Origin of the sequence: Pectobacterium peruviense, from assembly GCF_002847345.1 — a bacterium.
GTDB lineage: Bacteria > Pseudomonadota > Gammaproteobacteria > Enterobacterales > Enterobacteriaceae > Pectobacterium > Pectobacterium peruviense.
The window spans coordinates 118,765-134,563 of the sequence record NZ_LXFV01000013.1; the positions used below are offsets into that span (position 1 = coordinate 118,765).

Here is a 15,799-nt window from a genome sequence, read left to right on the forward strand (position 1 = left end):
TTGCATAAGCTAGCGTGGCTATTTAGAGGCGGAGCGAAGATAACGAGCGCTGAAGAAGGGTGGGCTGCGACCCGATAGGACGTGTGATAACGGGCTAATACTGCCCGTTTTTAGGGGAAACACAGGAGGAGGTTCCCCCCTGTTGTCGCCCCGTGTATCTCGATGCTTAAACGATTGGCACTATGTTATGGCGGTTGACGTTATTGCGGGTAAGGCACCCAGTCTCCGCCGTTCAAACGAATGTAGGGTTTTCCCTGATATTGCATCACGATAGCGTTCTCATTCTCCGAGATCGCTTCCGTTTGCGGCAGTGCGCTCGTTAGCGTTTGCCAGTCTACAGAAGGCGCGGTGAATGCTTTGCCATCCACCATCCGCGCTACCAGTTCCGAAATCGCCATATAGCTGCTCGGGGACGTAATCTCCAGCGCATCGCCCTGATGCGGTGCCTGCATGCCAAACAGCTTCACGCCGACAGGAATATGCGTGATGCTCGGGCTGGGAATATCACGCAGCCCAGACATTTGCATCTTATCCCCGGCCAGCGCCGCGCCGTGTTCCGGCACAACGACCACCATGACTTTGCGACCAGACTTTTGCAACTCGTCAAAAAACGCATCCAGTTGATCAAACAAAATCTTCGCGCGTGGCGCATAGTCAGCCGACTGATTACTTCCAACAAAGCGGTTACCGTCATGCAGCGGAATCAGGTTAAAGAAGGTGGCGTTACGCGCCGTCGTCGCTTTACCTCGCTCGCCTAGCCAACGGTTTAACAGTTCCAGATCGTTATAAATCGGCTCGCCGTCAAACGAGGTAATCTGGTGGCTAATGCCCTCCTGCGACAGCATCGGGATCTGAATATCGCCCTCTTCACGCACCTCACGCAGGTAATTTCCAAAGACACCGGAATGATCGAGCATCAGTTGTTCTTCAAAGCCCAGCTTCACCAAGTTACTGAACAGGTAACACTGTTGATTCACCGGCTGGTACAAATCAGTGTGGGACTGTTGACCACAGCTTGCCCGCAGTAGGCGAATTGACGCCGGCCCGCTATACGCGGTAGCGGAATTAAACTGACGGAACAGGATATCGAATTTCCTCCACAGCGGATGATTTTCCAACTGCGCCACTTCTATGTCCGACCATGCTAGCGAACAGATATTGATAATCAGGAGATCAAAAGGCTGCGCATCCTGCGGCAGCGTGGCGGGAAACGCCGTGGTTCGCGCTTTTTCTCGCGTATAAAATTGATTGAGATACGCCGTTAGGTTTGCGTTCGTTGGCGGTAATGTCGCCTCGGGCAGCGCAGTGCCTCCACCAGTTGGGGAAGCCGCTGCCGATGTTGTGGACGCCGTCGATGTCGCTGGCATCAGCGACACCGCGGGACCCGCCAGATTGACGATGTTTAACCACGCCAGTGCCGCTACGGTAAACACCGTAATGCGAATCCACTGCGCGAAAAACAGATAAGCCACGGTAATCACCACCGCTGCACCGACCATTTGCCAGTTAATGAAGCGATTTAACAGCTCCAGCAAATAAGCGGCGCTAAAGCCAACAACCTGCGTTCCCTGACTAAGGATGCTGTTGATGCCCGGCAGCCAGGTATCGTGGTAAAAAAGCCCGATACCGAGCGGGATAGCAATAATATGACGCCAGCGGTGCAGCGTGACATTGGGGATAGGAAACAGCAGAAACGCCAGAAACACGAGATTAAGTAGCGGATGAAAATTCAGGTACCCAAACCATAACAGGGCAAACTTCAGCAAAAAATACAAATTCCAGGCACCGAGACCACGCCAATAACGCCATAGGTTCTGCTGTTCTTGCGTACGTGTTTTTTCGTCCATTTTATTTTTTAGTCTCTGCTGAAGTCGGCTTGGTTGAGACCGTCTTTGTTGAAGAAGGGCTACGCATCCAGACACTCGCAGGCTTCAGATAGCGCGGCGACAAAAGCCTGTTTTTCCAATACTGAAGCCAGTGGGGGATCACACGGTGTGCCAGATAGCCAAGCGTAAAGAAGATGACCGCACTCAATAACACCAGTTGAACGATATCAATCAGGTTCATCATGATAGTTCTCCCGGTGCACGAGTCAGTAAATCAGGCTCCAACAAATCAATAGCAATAGGTTCACGCCGCGCTGTCTGACTGCGCGGTGCAGATTCAGTCTGCTGCAATTGCACATAATCGTTAATCTGCTGTTCCCGCCCGGACGTGCTGTCCTGCGCCAACGATTTGATCTCCGCCAGAATCTGTAAATCCTGTGACCACACAATCCGATTGCTGAACACTTCATCCACTGGCAGACGGAAGATAGATTTCAACGCGATATCCAATTCATTCAGACGACAATTGGACAGGAATAAAAACAGACGACCCTGCGCGATCGTGACGACATCACCAAAACGCCTCAGCGTACACAGCGTCAACACCTGCGCCGCTCGCACCCCCGGTACAGGACGCAATGCCACCAGCACGCCTTTGCTGCCTTCAGGCATCAACGTACTATCAATCAACATCTGCACAGACTGCCGAAATGTCTCAGGAGGCTGGTAACCCTTAATCTGCAGCGGCCGCATGGTGGTCAGCAGAACCTCGACATCGACAGGAACATGTTTAGTAAAGCGCTGCCCTTGCACGCTTTCAACCCGCGTCAGGAAGCGAGATAGCGGTTCTGAATGGGAGACAATAAGGTTTGCGCCACACGCCAATAACAGGCGCTCGTCGCTGGCGCGCAGGCAGGGCTTCATTTCCCGCACCACAATCTTCAGCAATTCGCCACGCTGCCGCCGCAGGCTATGAACCTGTTTGACAAGTGTATCCACCTGACTGGTTTGATTGAGTGCAAAAACGAGAGTGGCGGCATTCGTCAGCATGCCGGTTTGTACCAAGATGGCATTGTCGTCCAGTAGCTGCCAATTTTCTGACAGCGCAGGGGCACCTTCCATCACGCTCTTTTCCATCAAAAAGAGCCCATCGTCATTCAGAGACGGCGTGAGGATTGGCTCTTCTTCCGCCAGCATTTGCCAGCCGTCATTATCGGGTTGCAACATCTGCACCTTATTCGCCCGTACGCCTCTCTCCGTTGCCCACCATGACACCAGATACTGCGCGCGATCCTGCTGCCATTGCAGGCTGGCCAAACCGTAAAGCCCGCGATGTTGGGAGATCAGCATATTTTTCAGACGGGTCACGCCACTGCTATGACTGAGAACCACCAGCGTACACTGGCGCTGATGTAGCCATGCCGCCGTATCATCCACCCAGCGCTGTAGCCTCTCCGGAGAAATATCCCGCCATAGGCTAGCCGGTGCATAAAGCACCAACAGCCGATTTTTTGGGCGCAATGCACGCATTAAATCATCGGTTAAATTCAGCAATGCGGCTTTATTTTCAGGAATTACATAGCAGGGTAATTGTTTTAATTCAGTAGTATTCGTTTCTTTAGTAAACAACGCCGTCAGCAGGGCGTCAGATCGTTCCCCACAGCCTATTAACGCCACTCTCGCGTCGTTATTTTGGCTATGTATGACCTGCTGGCAAAATAATGCAGCATCAACCTGTCGATCAATATTTACCCAATAAAAGCCAGCCTGCTGGAGCGTAGCCAGCTCATCCCAAAGGTGACGAATACCTAATGAAAAGTTCTGCTTCATAGACTGATTTTCTTTTCCGTTAATGGCGGCAACTAACCAATCAAAATAAACTCTAGCAGCCCCTTGTAGGATCACAATGTCGTCCCCTTAATTATTGCGTTTCCTTAATAAATTCCCTCTTTTACTATTTTTAGCGTTCAACATTACAAACACCAATTCGTTGCTATAGTTAATTGGCACACCTGACTACATTATTAAAGACAGCCGAGGCTTAAAGGCTTAAGCCTTCATCTGCAAGACTATCTGGTGTGGACACAATCAAAGAACCCCTACATCTGCCATTCAGATGTTTCCCTTTATCGATCTCAATGATAATGGATAGCCTATTTCAGAGGCATGGAATGAATAACGAACCGACTCGTATAGATACCAGCGCACGCGCCGATTTAACCGAAAATGCAAGATCCGATGACGACTTACGGGTGCTCAGTCAGGCTTTTTCTTTACCTGAAATAAACTATATCGATATCGCCCGTCAGGCGCGTCTGAGCCAAATGATGGCTCGCTGGCCGTTGCTGGATGAATTAAAAGAACCGGCTGGGAGCGACTGACGATGCCCGTTATTGCATTGCAGGGAATCCGTGGAGGCGTGGGGACAACCTCGATAGCCGCAGCATTGGGATGGGCCTTCCAACGGCTGGGCGAATCCGCACTGGTGATTGATTTCTCACCGGACAATTTGCTACGCATTAACTTTAATATGCCGTTTGAGCAACGCCGCGGCTGGGCACGGGCAGAAGCCGACGGCGCACCCTGGCAAACCGGCGCCATGCAATATCTCCCCGGACTGGATTTTCTGCCGTTTGGCCGCCTGAACACGCAGGAAATCGCGACACTGCAACAACATTACCAACAGCACCCCGCGATGTGGCAAAACCATCTGACACAGCTCAGCGCTTCGGGACGGCATCGCTGGGTATTGATCGATGTACCAGCGGACAACAGCCCGCTGACACGGCAGGCGCTGGCCACCGCAAATACCGTTTTTCAGGTGGTGGTGGCGGATGCCAACTGCCATTCACGCCTACATCAACAGGCGTTACCGCGTCAGTGCCATTTTCTGGTCAATCAATTTTCCACCCTCAGTACGCTTCAGCAGGATTTGCACCAGCTCTGGCTGCACACGCTTTCGCATCTGCTGCCGCTAGTGGTACACCGTGACGAAGCGTTGTCAGAATCACTGATGCTGAAACAACCGCTGGGCGAATGCCGCCCAGACAGCGTGGCAGCGGAAGAGATCATGACGCTAGCAAACTGGTGCCTGATTCACGTCAAGGAAAGCGGCGTATGAGTGGCATCCTGCGCTTATTCCTCGTTCCGCCCGCCAGACAGGCGATACAGCAGCGCTACCGTGGCTATCGCCAGAAGGGTGCCTCCGCATTTGCCGCCTTTTTCGCCACGCTGTTTGCGATACTTGGCTGGATCTTCCTGCGGCTGGAGTCTGACGGCTGGCAACAGATTCGAGCGCAGCGCGCCTATTGGTTCCCACACATTTCGCCTCAGCGCCCACGCCCAGCGGATGTGCTTCGCTATCTGACGCAGGGTATTTGGCTGCTGACCATCAAAAATGGCCAGTTACCCACATCGCGCCGTAACTACTTCTCTGCGCTACCGCGCTGGCGGCAACGCTATATGAATGCGCAGCAAGAGCTGTTTACCCGCTTTAGCCATGCGAATACTGACGATCGCGAAGACGGTGAATCAGACACCATCCAGACAAGCCGCGTACAGACGCTAGTGACGGTAACGCTGAGTCTGCTGTGTGCGGCACTGGCGCTGCTGTGCATCACACAGCCATTTGATTTGCTATCGCAATTTATTTTCATGACGCTGCTGTGGGGCATTGCCATGCTCGTTCGCAATATGCCAGGACGCATGCCGACGCTCATGATGATCGCCCTTTCTTTCACGGTCTCCTGCCGTTACCTGTGGTGGCGCTACACCGAAACGCTGAACTGGGACGATCCTGTCAGTCTGGTCTGCGGTCTATTGCTGCTGGCAGCCGAAACCTATGCCTGGGTCGTGTTGGTTCTCGGCTATTTCCAGACGATCTGGCCGCTCAACCGCCACCCTGTTTCGCTGCCGGAAGACAGCAAAACGTGGCCGACCGTCGATCTCATGATTCCAACCTACAATGAACCGTTGAGCGTCGTGAAACCGACGGTATATGCCGCGTTGGGTATCGATTGGCCTAAAGACAAGCTCAACATTTATATTCTGGATGACGGCGGTCGTGCCGAATTTAAAGCCTTCGCAGAGGAGGTTGGCGTCCATTACATCGCCCGCGTTACACACGAGCATGCCAAAGCCGGGAATATCAACAACGCCCTGAAGCAGGCAACAGGCGAGTTCGTCGCCATTTTCGACTGCGACCACGTCCCTACCCGCTCCTTTCTGCAATTAACCATGGGTTGGTTTTTCAAAGACAAAAAGCTGGCGATGTTACAAACGCCACACCATTTCTTCTCACCCGACCCGTTTGAACGCAATCTGGGACGCTTCCGCCGCACACCCAACGAAGGCACGCTGTTCTACGGTTTGGTTCAGGACGGTAACGACATGTGGGACGCCACATTCTTCTGCGGTTCCTGCGCCATCCTGCGGCGTAAACCGCTGGATGAGATTAGCGGCATCGCCGTCGAAACGGTGACGGAGGATGCCCACACCTCGCTGCGCCTGCACCGTCGTGGATACAGCTCAGCCTATATTCGCATTCCGCAGGCGGCTGGACTGGCGACCGAAAGCCTCTCAGCCCACATCGGGCAACGTATTCGCTGGGCGCGCGGCATGGTGCAAATTTTCAGGTTGGATAACCCGCTGTTCGGCAAAGGGCTGAAGCTAGGGCAGCGCTTGTGTTATGCCAACGCCATGATGCACTTTCTGTCTGGGATTCCCCGGCTGATCTTCCTGACCGCGCCGCTGGCATTTCTCCTGATGCACGCTTACATCATTTTCGCCCCCGCGTTGGCGATTGCGCTCTACGTACTGCCGCACATGGTGCACGCCAGCCTGACCAACTCGCGCATTCAGGGCCGCTACCGCCACTCTTTCTGGAGTGAAATCTATGAAACCGTGCTGGCGTGGTACATCGCTCGTCCCACCACCGTCGCGCTGTTTAACCCGCACAAAGGGAAATTCAACGTGACAGCCAAGGGTGGGCTCGTTGAAGAACAGCATGTCGACTGGGTGATTACGCGGCCTTATCTGGTACTGGTGCTGCTGAATATCGCCGGGGTGGCGTATGGCATCTGGCGTCTGATTTATGGGCCGTCGGAAGAGATCATGACGGTGCTCATCAGCCTGCTTTGGGTCGTGTACAACATGACGATTTTAGGCGGTGCCGTCGCGGTTGCGGTCGAAGCCAAGCAGGTGCGTCAGGCACACCGCGTGGAGATGTCGATGTCCGCGTCCATCCTTCGCGCCGATGGTCATCTTTTCCCCTGTGTCCTGCGCGACTACTCTGATGGCGGTGTGGGCGTTGAAGCCCGCGAATCCGGCATTCTTCAGGTTGGAGATAACGTTTCGCTGTTGCTAAAACGCGGCCAGCAAGAGTACGCCTTCCCTTTCAGCGTCACTCGCGCGTTCGACAACAAGATTGGCCTGCGGATGATCAACCTGACCATCCGCCAGCATATTGATTTCATTCAATGTACCTTTGCGCGCGCCGATACCTGGGCGCTCTGGCAAGACAGTTTCCCTCAGGATAAACCGGTTGAAAGTTTGGTGGATGTACTGGCACTCGGCTTTCGCGGCTACCTGCGTCTGGCAGATTACGCACCGCCCGTCATACGCAATATTATCCTCGCCTTCCTCAACATCGTGGTGTGGGTAGTGTCATTCATCCCGCGCTATGTAGGGAGACGCACCGCAACAGAACAGCCGAGTGCTGCGCTGCCGGAAAAAGCCGTACATCAGGGTAAGGCACCGCCTACCCATGAAACACGATTTGCACAAGAGAACCTGTTTACAGAAAAGACAGTGGCTTGATTGCCATTCACAGGCCGTGATCAACGGTCTTTTTCCCGACAAAGAAAAAGACCCTTAACATTGATGATGACACGATGACGAAAAAAATAATCTGGTTCACCGCATTGGCTTTAGGCGTCAGCTCATTATCTCAGGCTGTCACCGCGCCGCACGCACAAACACCGGCCGCGGGAGGCGCCACTCAGCCGCCCGCCACTGCTGCCACCGCAACACCAGCGATGGCTACACCTGCGACGAGCATGCCCACCATCCCGCTGGTGCAACCATCAGCCAACGCTGCGTTGCGTAACGTGGTGATACCGTTTGCGCAAATCGCGCCTGCTCCGGGCAACTTTGCACTACGCGGTATCAATCCCGACGGGCAGATTGAATTCGGCGTTCGTAGTGACGAAGTGGTGACGCAGGCCTCGCTCGATCTTGAATTTACCCCGTCGCCGGCGCTAATCCCCACCGAGTCTCATATCAAGGTTTACCTGAACAATGAGCTGATGGGCGTCACCGCAATTGGCAAAGAGCAGATGGGTAAATCGAATCGCGTCCGTATTCCTATCGATCCGCGTTACATCACGGACTTCAACCGCCTGCAATTGGTCTTCGTCGGTCATTATCAGAACATCTGTGAAAACCCAGCCAGCACCAGCCTGTGGCTGGATGTCAGCAAAGCCAGCTCGCTCAATCTGCAATTCCAGAAGCTGACGCTGAAGGACGATCTATCGCCGTTCCCTGCACCGTTTTTTGACAGCCGCGATACCCGTCCGCTGACATTGCCTATCGTCTTTGCCGGCCAGCCGGATCTGGTGCAACAGCGCGCCGCAGCCATGCTCGCCTCTTGGTTTGGCAGCAAAGCGCAATGGCGCGGGCAGTCCTTCCCTGCCCTCTTCAACCAATTGCCGGATCGCCACGGCATTGTTTTCGCCACCAACGATAAGCGACCGGATTTCTTACGCGATACCCCGGCCGTAAACGGGCCAACCGTATCTATCATCAGCCACCCTGACGATCCTCACGTTAAACTGCTGTTGGTACAGGGTCGCGATGACAATGAGTTGCTCACCGCCGTGCAGGGCATCGCACAGGGGAATACGCTGTTCCGTGGGCAAAGCGTCACCATCGATAAGGTCGAACAGCTTGCCTCACGCCAGCCGTATGATGCGCCAAATTGGGTACGCACAGACCGCCCAATGACCTTTGCCGAGCTTCAGCAATATAACGAACAGTTGCAAACCGACGGTATTGTCCCTCGGCCGATTTCACTGACCATGAACCTGCCGCCCGATCTGTTCCTTATCCGCAGTCAGGGCATCGATATGCGTCTGAAATATCGCTACACCGCGCCGCAGATTCAGGATGGATCACGTCTGAGTATCAACCTGAACAACCAGTTCGTGCAGGCTTTCTCGCTGGCACCGGAGCACGACCAGAACTCCCTGTTGATGCGCCTGCCACTCACGCAGGGGTTATGGGATTCCGACAAGAGCCTGTCTATTCCGGCGCTGAAGCTAGGCACCACCAACCAACTGCGCTTTGACTTCAACTACACCACACTGCTCTCCAGCGGCACGGCTGACCGTTGCGAAACCTATACGCCGGTCGTGAATCACGCCGTCATCGACGGCAGTTCAACCATTAACTTCTCTGGTTATCGCCACTTTATGGCGATGCCAGATCTGCGTGCCTTTGCCAATGCAGGCTACCCGTTCAGCCGACTGGCTGATCTGTCACAAACGCTGGTGCTGGTGAACAAACAGCCGCAACCCGCTCAGGTCAGTGCGCTACTGAACGCCATCGGCAACATTGGAGCACAAACCGGTTACCCAGCCTTAGCGGTACAGCTCAGCGATGACTGGACACAGGTAGACAAGCAGGACAGCGACATTTTGATGATCGGCGCTATCCCGCCTGAACTGCACGACGACGGCAAAATCAACCTGCTGGTCGAGCAAACGCAAAGCTGGATCAAGCAACCAACGCGTCAGACCGTCATCCCAGACATGGGCTCGCCCGAATCTGACGCGAAGCCAGACAGCAAAACCACCGTCAGCAGTGACGGAGCAATGTCGGCAATTATTGGCTTCCAGTCTCCGTACCATGACCAGCGCAGCGTTGTCGCACTATTAGCCGATAGCCCGCAGGGCTATACGCTACTCAACAACGCGCTGATCGACAGCGAAAAAAGAGCCTCGTTGTTTGGTTCCGTTTCCGTCATCCGTGAATCGGGCATCAATAATCTGCGAGTCGGCGACGTTTATTATGTCGGCCACCTGCCGTGGTGGGAGCGTATCTGGCACGCGCTGGCACAGCATCCTATCTGGCTGGCCATCATATCGACCCTTACCGTTATCATTATTGCCTGGCTGCTGTGGCGTGGCCTGAAATTCTTCAGCCGCCGCCGTCTGTCGCCGGATGAAAGGGATTAGCGCACCATGCCACGCGTGCTGCGCTACCTGATCCCCACGCTGTTGTGGCTATGGGCTTCCCTAGCCACTGCGGCTGTTTGCGACTGGCCCGCCTGGGAGCAGTACAAGCAGCATTACATCAGCGAGGAAGGACGGGTGATTGATACCTCAACACCCAATAAGATCACCACGTCCGAAGGGCAAAGCTACGCCATGTTCTTTGCGCTGGTCGCCAACGATCGCGTGATGTTTGAGCGGTTGCTGAAATGGACGGAAGACAACCTGTCCGCTGGCGATTTACGCGCTAACTTGCCTGCCTGGCTGTGGGGAGAAAGCAAAGATAAGCAGTGGGCGGTGCTGGATCCGAACTCCGCATCCGACGCCGATCTGTGGATTGCCTATAACCTGCTCGAAGCCGGTCGGCTATGGAAAGATGCACGTTATAAGACGCTCGGCACCGCGCTGCTCGCGCGTATCGCCAAGGAAGAGGTCGTTAACATTCCAGGGCTGGGCCTGATGCTCTTGCCCGGCAAAGTGGGCTTCGCAGAGAAAGAGAGCTGGCGCGTAAACCCGAGCTATCTTCCGCCACAGTTGTTGGCTCGTTTTGCTCCGCTGGGTGAAACGTGGAAAACCATGCAGCGCACCACGCAGCGCCTGCTGCTGGAAACCGCGCCAAAAGGATTTTCGCCTGATTGGGTCATCTGGCAAAAAGGCAAAGGCTGGCAACCCGATACCACCAAACCCAATATCGGCAGCTATGACGCCATTCGCGTCTACCTGTGGGCAGGGATGATGGCTGACAGCAGTAAAGGGAAAGCCGACTTGATCAAACAGTTTCAACCGATGATTCAACAGACGATTCAGCAGGGTTTTCCGCCCGAAAAAGCGAACACCGCGACAGGCGTGGTCACCGGACAAGGGTCAGTCGGGTTTTCCGCCTCACTGCTTCCGATGCTATCCCGCCAGCCGGATGCGCTAGCTGCCCAGCGGCAACGACTCGCCGCGAATCCACCGGGTGACGATGCCTATTTCTCTGCTTCTCTGACGCTCTTCGGTCAGGGGTGGGATGAGAAGCGCTACCGCTTCACGTCACAAGGCCAACTTTTACCGTCGCGGGGCAGCCAATGCACAACAACACCGTAAACTGGCTGCGCCTCCTCCCGTTATTACTGGTTGCTGCGCCGCAGGCATACAGCGCGGAAACCGCGTCGCCAGAGCAGTTCCTGATGGAGCAGGTGCGCTTGGGAGAAGCCAGCAACAAAGACGACATCGTGCGTCAGTCGCTCTATCGACTGGAGCTGATCGACCCAGATAGCCCAGAGGTTATCGCCGCCAGATTCCGGCTGGTGCTGCGTCAAGGCGATCAGGCGCAGGCACGCCAGCAGTTGGAAAAGCTAAAAGCGGTGGCACCCGACTCTGCCATCTACCGTCAGTCAGCAATAACGCTGGCGCTGACGCAAGAAGAGCCGCGTAAACAATTACAGCAGGCTCGCTTGTTATCTACCGCCGGACGCTATGCAGAAGCCAAAGCGCAGTACGACGCGCTCTTTCAAGGCGATCCGCCAACGCTCGATCTTGCCGTAGAGTATTGGCGTCTGGTTTCACGCTTGCCCGACCAGCAACCTCTTGCAATCAAGCAACTGGAGACGTTGGATCAAGCCTACCCTAATAATGTGCCGCTGCGCATGGCGCTGGCGCGCTTGTTGTTTAGCCAGAATCGTAGCGAACAAGCCTATCCTCTACTGAAACAGCTTTCTAACGACCCCGTCGGACGTAGTCAGGCAGCATCGCTGTGGCTGGAAATTATTAGCCGGATGCTGGTCACGCCACAAAGTGTGGCTGAACTAAACCGTTTTCTGACCGTGTTTGATGAAGGCGAGCAGGCAGAAACCGCACGTAAAGAACTCAGTCGTCAGCAGGGAATATTAGCCGATCCTGTTTATCAGGGGCGGCTGCGCGCACTGGCGCAGATTGAAGATGGCGGCGGCAATAGCGCCACGCTTGGTGAGTTGAATAAGTCGCTGGCTACCACGCCAAACGACCCTGAACTGATCGGCGCGATTGGCCTGGTTTACCTGCGTGCTGGCGATCGGGTAAAAGCGCTGGCGCAGTTCCAGAAAGCATTACAGGCGGATGTTAACCGCCTGAACAGTGGTAAATGGGAAGGGCTCATCCAAAGCACGCAATATTGGATCACCATTGCGGAAGGCGACAACGCGCTAAAAGCGAACAACCTACCGCTGGCGCGACAGAAATATCAGCAGGCACGCCAGATGGATAATACCAACGCCTATGCGCTGATTGGTTTGGGCGACGTGGCCGTTGCCAGTAAAAATGATGCTGCCGCCCAGCCGCTCTATCAACAGGCTTTACATATTGAACCCAGCAATGACAACGCCTTGCGCGGTCTGGTTGGTATTTATCAACGTCAATCGCCGGAGAAAGCGCTGGCTTACCTCAACAGCCTGCCGCGCAGCCAGCAGAATACGATGCGGGAAACATTTGCCGCTCTGCAACTCGATATCCTGAAACAGCAGGCGGATCAGTTGCTGGAACAGCAGCAGTGGACACTGGCGGAAGAGAAGTATCGTCAGGTTAATCAGCAGGATCCCAACGATATTTGGTTTGCCTATCGCTATGCCCAAGTACTGCGCCAACGGGGGAAACCGCAGCAGGCGGACAGTGTGGTACAGCGTGCGACCGCCGTCCCCCCCGCCAACGCGGAAAAGAACTACGTTTACTCGCTTTACCTCTCGTCCACCAATCGCGATGAGCAAGCACTCGCTCACCTGAATACGCTACCTGCGGCACAGTGGAACGACGACATGCGCGATTTGTCGAAGCGTCTGCTCATACAAACCACGCTGGCGAAAGCAGAAGCGATGCGTGATGCGGGTGACGAACCCGCTGCGATAGCGTTCCTGCGTCAGCAACCAGCCGACACGCGAATCGATCTGCTACTGGCAGACTGGGCGCTGGCTCGGGGTGAATACACAACGGCGCTGGCAGAGTATCAACGTATCCGCACGCGTGAACCACAGAATCCTGACGCACAGTTGGGTGAGATCGATGCCTTTATCGCACAGGGGCAGCAAGATGAGGCGCGCCAGCGCCTGAACCAACTCCCCACGCAGGCGGTTGATACACTCAACGGCCAGCGACGCGTCGCCAACGCCTGGCAAGCGGTAGGGAATTCGCAAAAATCGACAGCGCTTTTCCGTCAGCTAAAAATCGATGCACAGAAAGAGCCCGTCGGTCAGGGCAAAGCATTGGTCTACCGCGATGCGGCACGCGTTGAACAACAGCAATCGCAACCTGAGCAGGCACAACAGGATTATAAACAGGCCATGGTCGCCAGCGGCATTACCCCTGAGCTACCACAAAGCGACGATGACTACACCCAACTGACACGTAATAAAAGCAGCGACGATTGGCTACAACGCAGCATCCGCGCCGATGCCGCAGATCTGTATCGCAAACAGGATATTATCGTCACTCTCGATCACGATTACGGGAGTTCAAGCGGAACAGGCGGGATTTCCGACCTGAGTGCTCACAACACCATGTTGCAAGTGGATATGCCGCTGTACGATGGCCGCGCCTTCTTCCGCACCGATACCGTGCAGATGAACGCGGGTTCTTTCTCAACGGACAGCAACGGCGCCTACCGGGAAACCTTCGGTACCTGCGCCACGCGGGACTGTTTCGACGGTAAATCGCAGAAAGCCACTGGCACCAGCGTTGCCGCAGGCTGGAAGAACGACCGTTGGTCGGCGGATATCGGCACCACGCCGCTCGGCTTTGATGTGGTCGATGTCGTCGGTGGTGCAAGCTATCGCGGAGACTGGCGGCAAATCGGCTGGACCGCGACGGCCTCGCGCCGCCCGATCTCCAGCTCATTACTGGCATTCGGCGGCACCAAAGATCCAGGCACGGGTATTACCTGGGGTGGCGTACGTGCGACGGGTGTCAGCCTTGGTCTGAGTTACGATCGGGGCGAAGCGCACGGCGTCTGGAGTGATTTCAGCGTCCACCAAATTACGGGTAAAAACGTGGCCGATAACGATCGCGCCCGTGCAATGGCAGGCTATTACTACAAGCTGATTAACGAGGATAACCAACGCGTCACGGTCGGTCTGAACAGCATGTGGTGGCGCCACCAGAAAGACTTAAGCGGCTACTCACTCGGTCAGGGCGGCTACTACAGCCCACAGCAATATTTCTCGCTGGGCGTGCCGGTAAACTATCGGCAGCGGACAGAAAACTGGTCATGGGAACTCGGTGGGTCGGTGTCATGGTCACGTTCCTCCACCAAAAACCAGCGTCGCTACCCGCTTGTCGGCCTGCTCGGCAACGCCGTGCTCACCGACAGAAACGACATCGAACAGGGCAGCAGCAGTTCCGGATTCGGCTACACGGCTCGCGCCATCGTCGAACGCCGCCTCAGTTCACACTGGACGCTGGGTGTGGGTATCGACATTCAGCAAGCGAAGGACTACACCCCAAGTCACGGCCTCCTCTACCTGCGCTACTCCGTTTCCGGCTGGCAGGGCGATCTCGACAGCCCACCACAGCCGCTTACACCGTATGCGGACTTTAAATAGCAGCATCAGGAAAGATTAAGCGCTTCGCTTTTGCGCCACTGCCGCGGGCTGATGCCAAACCAGCGACGGAATGCGCGGGAAAAGGCGCTCACCTCGGAATAGCCGAGCAGCAGCGCCATTTCCGAAATCGGCAGTTGCTTCTGTTGAAGATAGTGCGTCGCCATTTCACAGCGCAGCTTGTCTACCAGCAGCGAGAAACTAAGTCCTTCTTCCCGCAGGCGGCGCTGGAGCGACCAACTGGACAAGCCGACCTTATCCGCCACCTCTTCCAGCGTCGGTTCTTTCTGCATCAATAACAGATGAACCTGCGTGCGCACCTGATCGACAATACTTTGCTGTGGCGACGTTTCATTCAGGCGGCGAATGGCATCCTGCATCACCAGCAGCAGCGTCATATCGCGATCCGGCATAGTGCGGGCCAGTTGGTGTTTGGGAATAAGCAGAGAGTTATAGGGTTGGTCGAAATAAACGGGCGCATCGAACACCTTACAGTGCTCATGCCACATTTCAGGTCGCGGATGCTCAAAATGCACTTCGCGTGGCGCCCAGTGCTTGCCCAAGACATGGCGAATCAGATTGAGCAACATACCGAGTGTCAACTCAGCATCCTGACGGCGGTGCAGAATGGCACCGTGCCGGACTTGATAATCCAGCCGCCAGCAGTCACCTTTATCGACCATGCGCGTCAGCGTGTCGTGCTGATGGCAAGGAAACGCCTTCACCACATTGTGCAGCGCCTGCTCCAGCGTATCCGAACATAAACCGATATAACCGATCAGGCCTAATGACTGCGGTTTAAACTGCTTGCCGTAGCGTAAACCGAAATTATCAACGCCCGAATTACGCGCCGCTTCCTCCATCACACGGCAATAATTCACCAGCCCCAGACTAAGCGTCGGGCTGGCGAGTTGCTCAGGATCGACGCCGCTGATGCCGAAGATACGATCGGCATCGCCACCGTTATCATGAATAAAGTCGCCAAGCCCGCTTGCCGCCGCCGCCAGAACACCACAGTTGCGGGAGAACGCCGCATTCAGCGCCGAAGAGTACGTCACGTTTTCCATTGCCTTTCACCTCGCCGTATCACACGGCCCGCCAACGGGCCATGGAGAGATCAGCAAGTTTCGTACCAGTCCGGAATAACGTAAAATCAATG

The 15,799-nt window shown here is 55.2% G+C and carries 10 protein-coding genes; 6 read left to right on the plus strand and 4 right to left on the minus strand.

The annotated features are described in order from the left end of the window. Window positions 1-200: 200 nt before the first annotated feature. From bcsG to bcsE, 3 genes are read right to left on the minus strand one after another with little or no spacing between them, the layout of a single operon-like run. A complete protein-coding gene (bcsG, locus tag A0G03_RS11690) occupies window positions 201-1,847 on the minus strand; it encodes a cellulose biosynthesis protein BcsG (protein ID WP_048263189.1) in 1,647 nt (548 codons plus the stop codon). Between the two features lies 1 nt (window position 1,848). Then, window positions 1,849-2,067: a cellulose biosynthesis protein BcsF gene (gene bcsF / locus A0G03_RS11695; RefSeq protein WP_080965276.1), complete on the minus strand. Its 219-nt coding sequence runs from the start codon at window positions 2,065-2,067 to the stop codon at window positions 1,849-1,851. Next, complete coding sequence (gene bcsE, locus A0G03_RS11700) at window positions 2,067-3,656, minus strand: cellulose biosynthesis protein BcsE (RefSeq protein ID WP_048263196.1); 1,590 nt, start codon at window positions 3,654-3,656, stop codon at window positions 2,067-2,069. Before bcsE ends, bcsF begins: the two co-directional genes overlap by 1 nt. A 341-nt stretch (window positions 3,657-3,997) precedes the next feature. On the opposite strand from bcsE, the gene bcsR reads away from it, so the two are divergent. The 6 genes from bcsR (at window position 3,998) to bcsC (ending at window position 14,643) form a co-directional block, all read left to right on the plus strand. Next, window positions 3,998-4,207 (plus strand): cellulose biosynthesis protein BcsR, encoded by a 210-nt coding sequence (bcsR, locus tag A0G03_RS11705; protein WP_048263198.1) that lies wholly within the window; start codon window positions 3,998-4,000, stop codon window positions 4,205-4,207. Between the two features lie 2 nt (window positions 4,208-4,209). Beyond that, window positions 4,210-4,947 carry a cellulose biosynthesis protein BcsQ gene (bcsQ, locus tag A0G03_RS11710; protein WP_048263200.1) on the plus strand — a complete coding sequence of 246 codons (738 nt, stop codon included), beginning with the start codon at window positions 4,210-4,212 and terminating at the stop codon, window positions 4,945-4,947. Then, window positions 4,944-7,643 carry a UDP-forming cellulose synthase catalytic subunit gene (bcsA, locus tag A0G03_RS11715; RefSeq protein ID WP_048263202.1) on the plus strand — a complete coding sequence of 900 codons (2,700 nt, stop codon included), beginning with the start codon at window positions 4,944-4,946 and terminating at the stop codon, window positions 7,641-7,643. Before bcsQ ends, bcsA begins: the two co-directional genes overlap by 4 nt. Before the next feature lie 74 nt (window positions 7,644-7,717). After that, window positions 7,718-10,060: a cellulose biosynthesis cyclic di-GMP-binding regulatory protein BcsB gene (bcsB, locus tag A0G03_RS11720; RefSeq protein WP_048263203.1), complete on the plus strand. Its 2,343-nt coding sequence runs from the start codon at window positions 7,718-7,720 to the stop codon at window positions 10,058-10,060. 6 nt (window positions 10,061-10,066) lie between these two features. Next, window positions 10,067-11,182, plus strand: coding sequence for a cellulose synthase complex periplasmic endoglucanase BcsZ (gene bcsZ, locus A0G03_RS11725; protein WP_048263205.1), 1,116 nt, complete (start codon window positions 10,067-10,069; stop codon window positions 11,180-11,182). Beyond that, a complete protein-coding gene (gene bcsC / locus A0G03_RS11730; RefSeq protein ID WP_048263206.1) occupies window positions 11,164-14,643 on the plus strand; it encodes a cellulose synthase complex outer membrane protein BcsC in 3,480 nt (1,159 codons plus the stop codon). Before bcsZ ends, bcsC begins: the two co-directional genes overlap by 19 nt. 5 nt (window positions 14,644-14,648) lie before the next feature. On the opposite strand, the gene qhpR is transcribed toward bcsC, so the two are convergent. Further along, on the minus strand, window positions 14,649-15,707 hold the full coding sequence (gene qhpR / locus A0G03_RS11735) for an AraC-like transcriptional regulator QhpR (protein ID WP_048263208.1): 1,059 nt from the start codon (window positions 15,705-15,707) through the stop codon (window positions 14,649-14,651). Window positions 15,708-15,799: the final 92 nt, after the last annotated feature.

Bases quoted from the DNA above. Each gene is read 5' to 3' on its own strand.
- bcsA (WP_048263202.1), top strand. From the start codon at position 4,944: ATGAGTGGCATCCTGCGCTTATTCCTCGTTCCGCCCGCCAGACAGGCG.
- bcsC (WP_048263206.1), top strand. From the start codon at position 11,164: ATGCACAACAACACCGTAAACTGGCTGCGCCTCCTCCCGTTATTACTG.
- bcsR (WP_048263198.1), top strand. From the start codon at position 3,998: ATGAATAACGAACCGACTCGTATAGATACCAGCGCACGCGCCGATTTA.
- bcsE (WP_048263196.1), bottom strand. From the start codon at position 3,656: ATGAAGCAGAACTTTTCATTAGGTATTCGTCACCTTTGGGATGAGCTG.
- bcsQ (WP_048263200.1), top strand. From the start codon at position 4,210: ATGCCCGTTATTGCATTGCAGGGAATCCGTGGAGGCGTGGGGACAACC.
- bcsZ (WP_048263205.1), top strand. From the start codon at position 10,067: ATGCCACGCGTGCTGCGCTACCTGATCCCCACGCTGTTGTGGCTATGG.
- bcsG (WP_048263189.1), bottom strand. From the start codon at position 1,847: ATGGACGAAAAAACACGTACGCAAGAACAGCAGAACCTATGGCGTTAT.
- bcsB (WP_048263203.1), top strand. From the start codon at position 7,718: ATGACGAAAAAAATAATCTGGTTCACCGCATTGGCTTTAGGCGTCAGC.
- qhpR (WP_048263208.1), bottom strand. From the start codon at position 15,707: ATGGAAAACGTGACGTACTCTTCGGCGCTGAATGCGGCGTTCTCCCGC.
- bcsF (WP_080965276.1), bottom strand. From the start codon at position 2,067: ATGAACCTGATTGATATCGTTCAACTGGTGTTATTGAGTGCGGTCATC.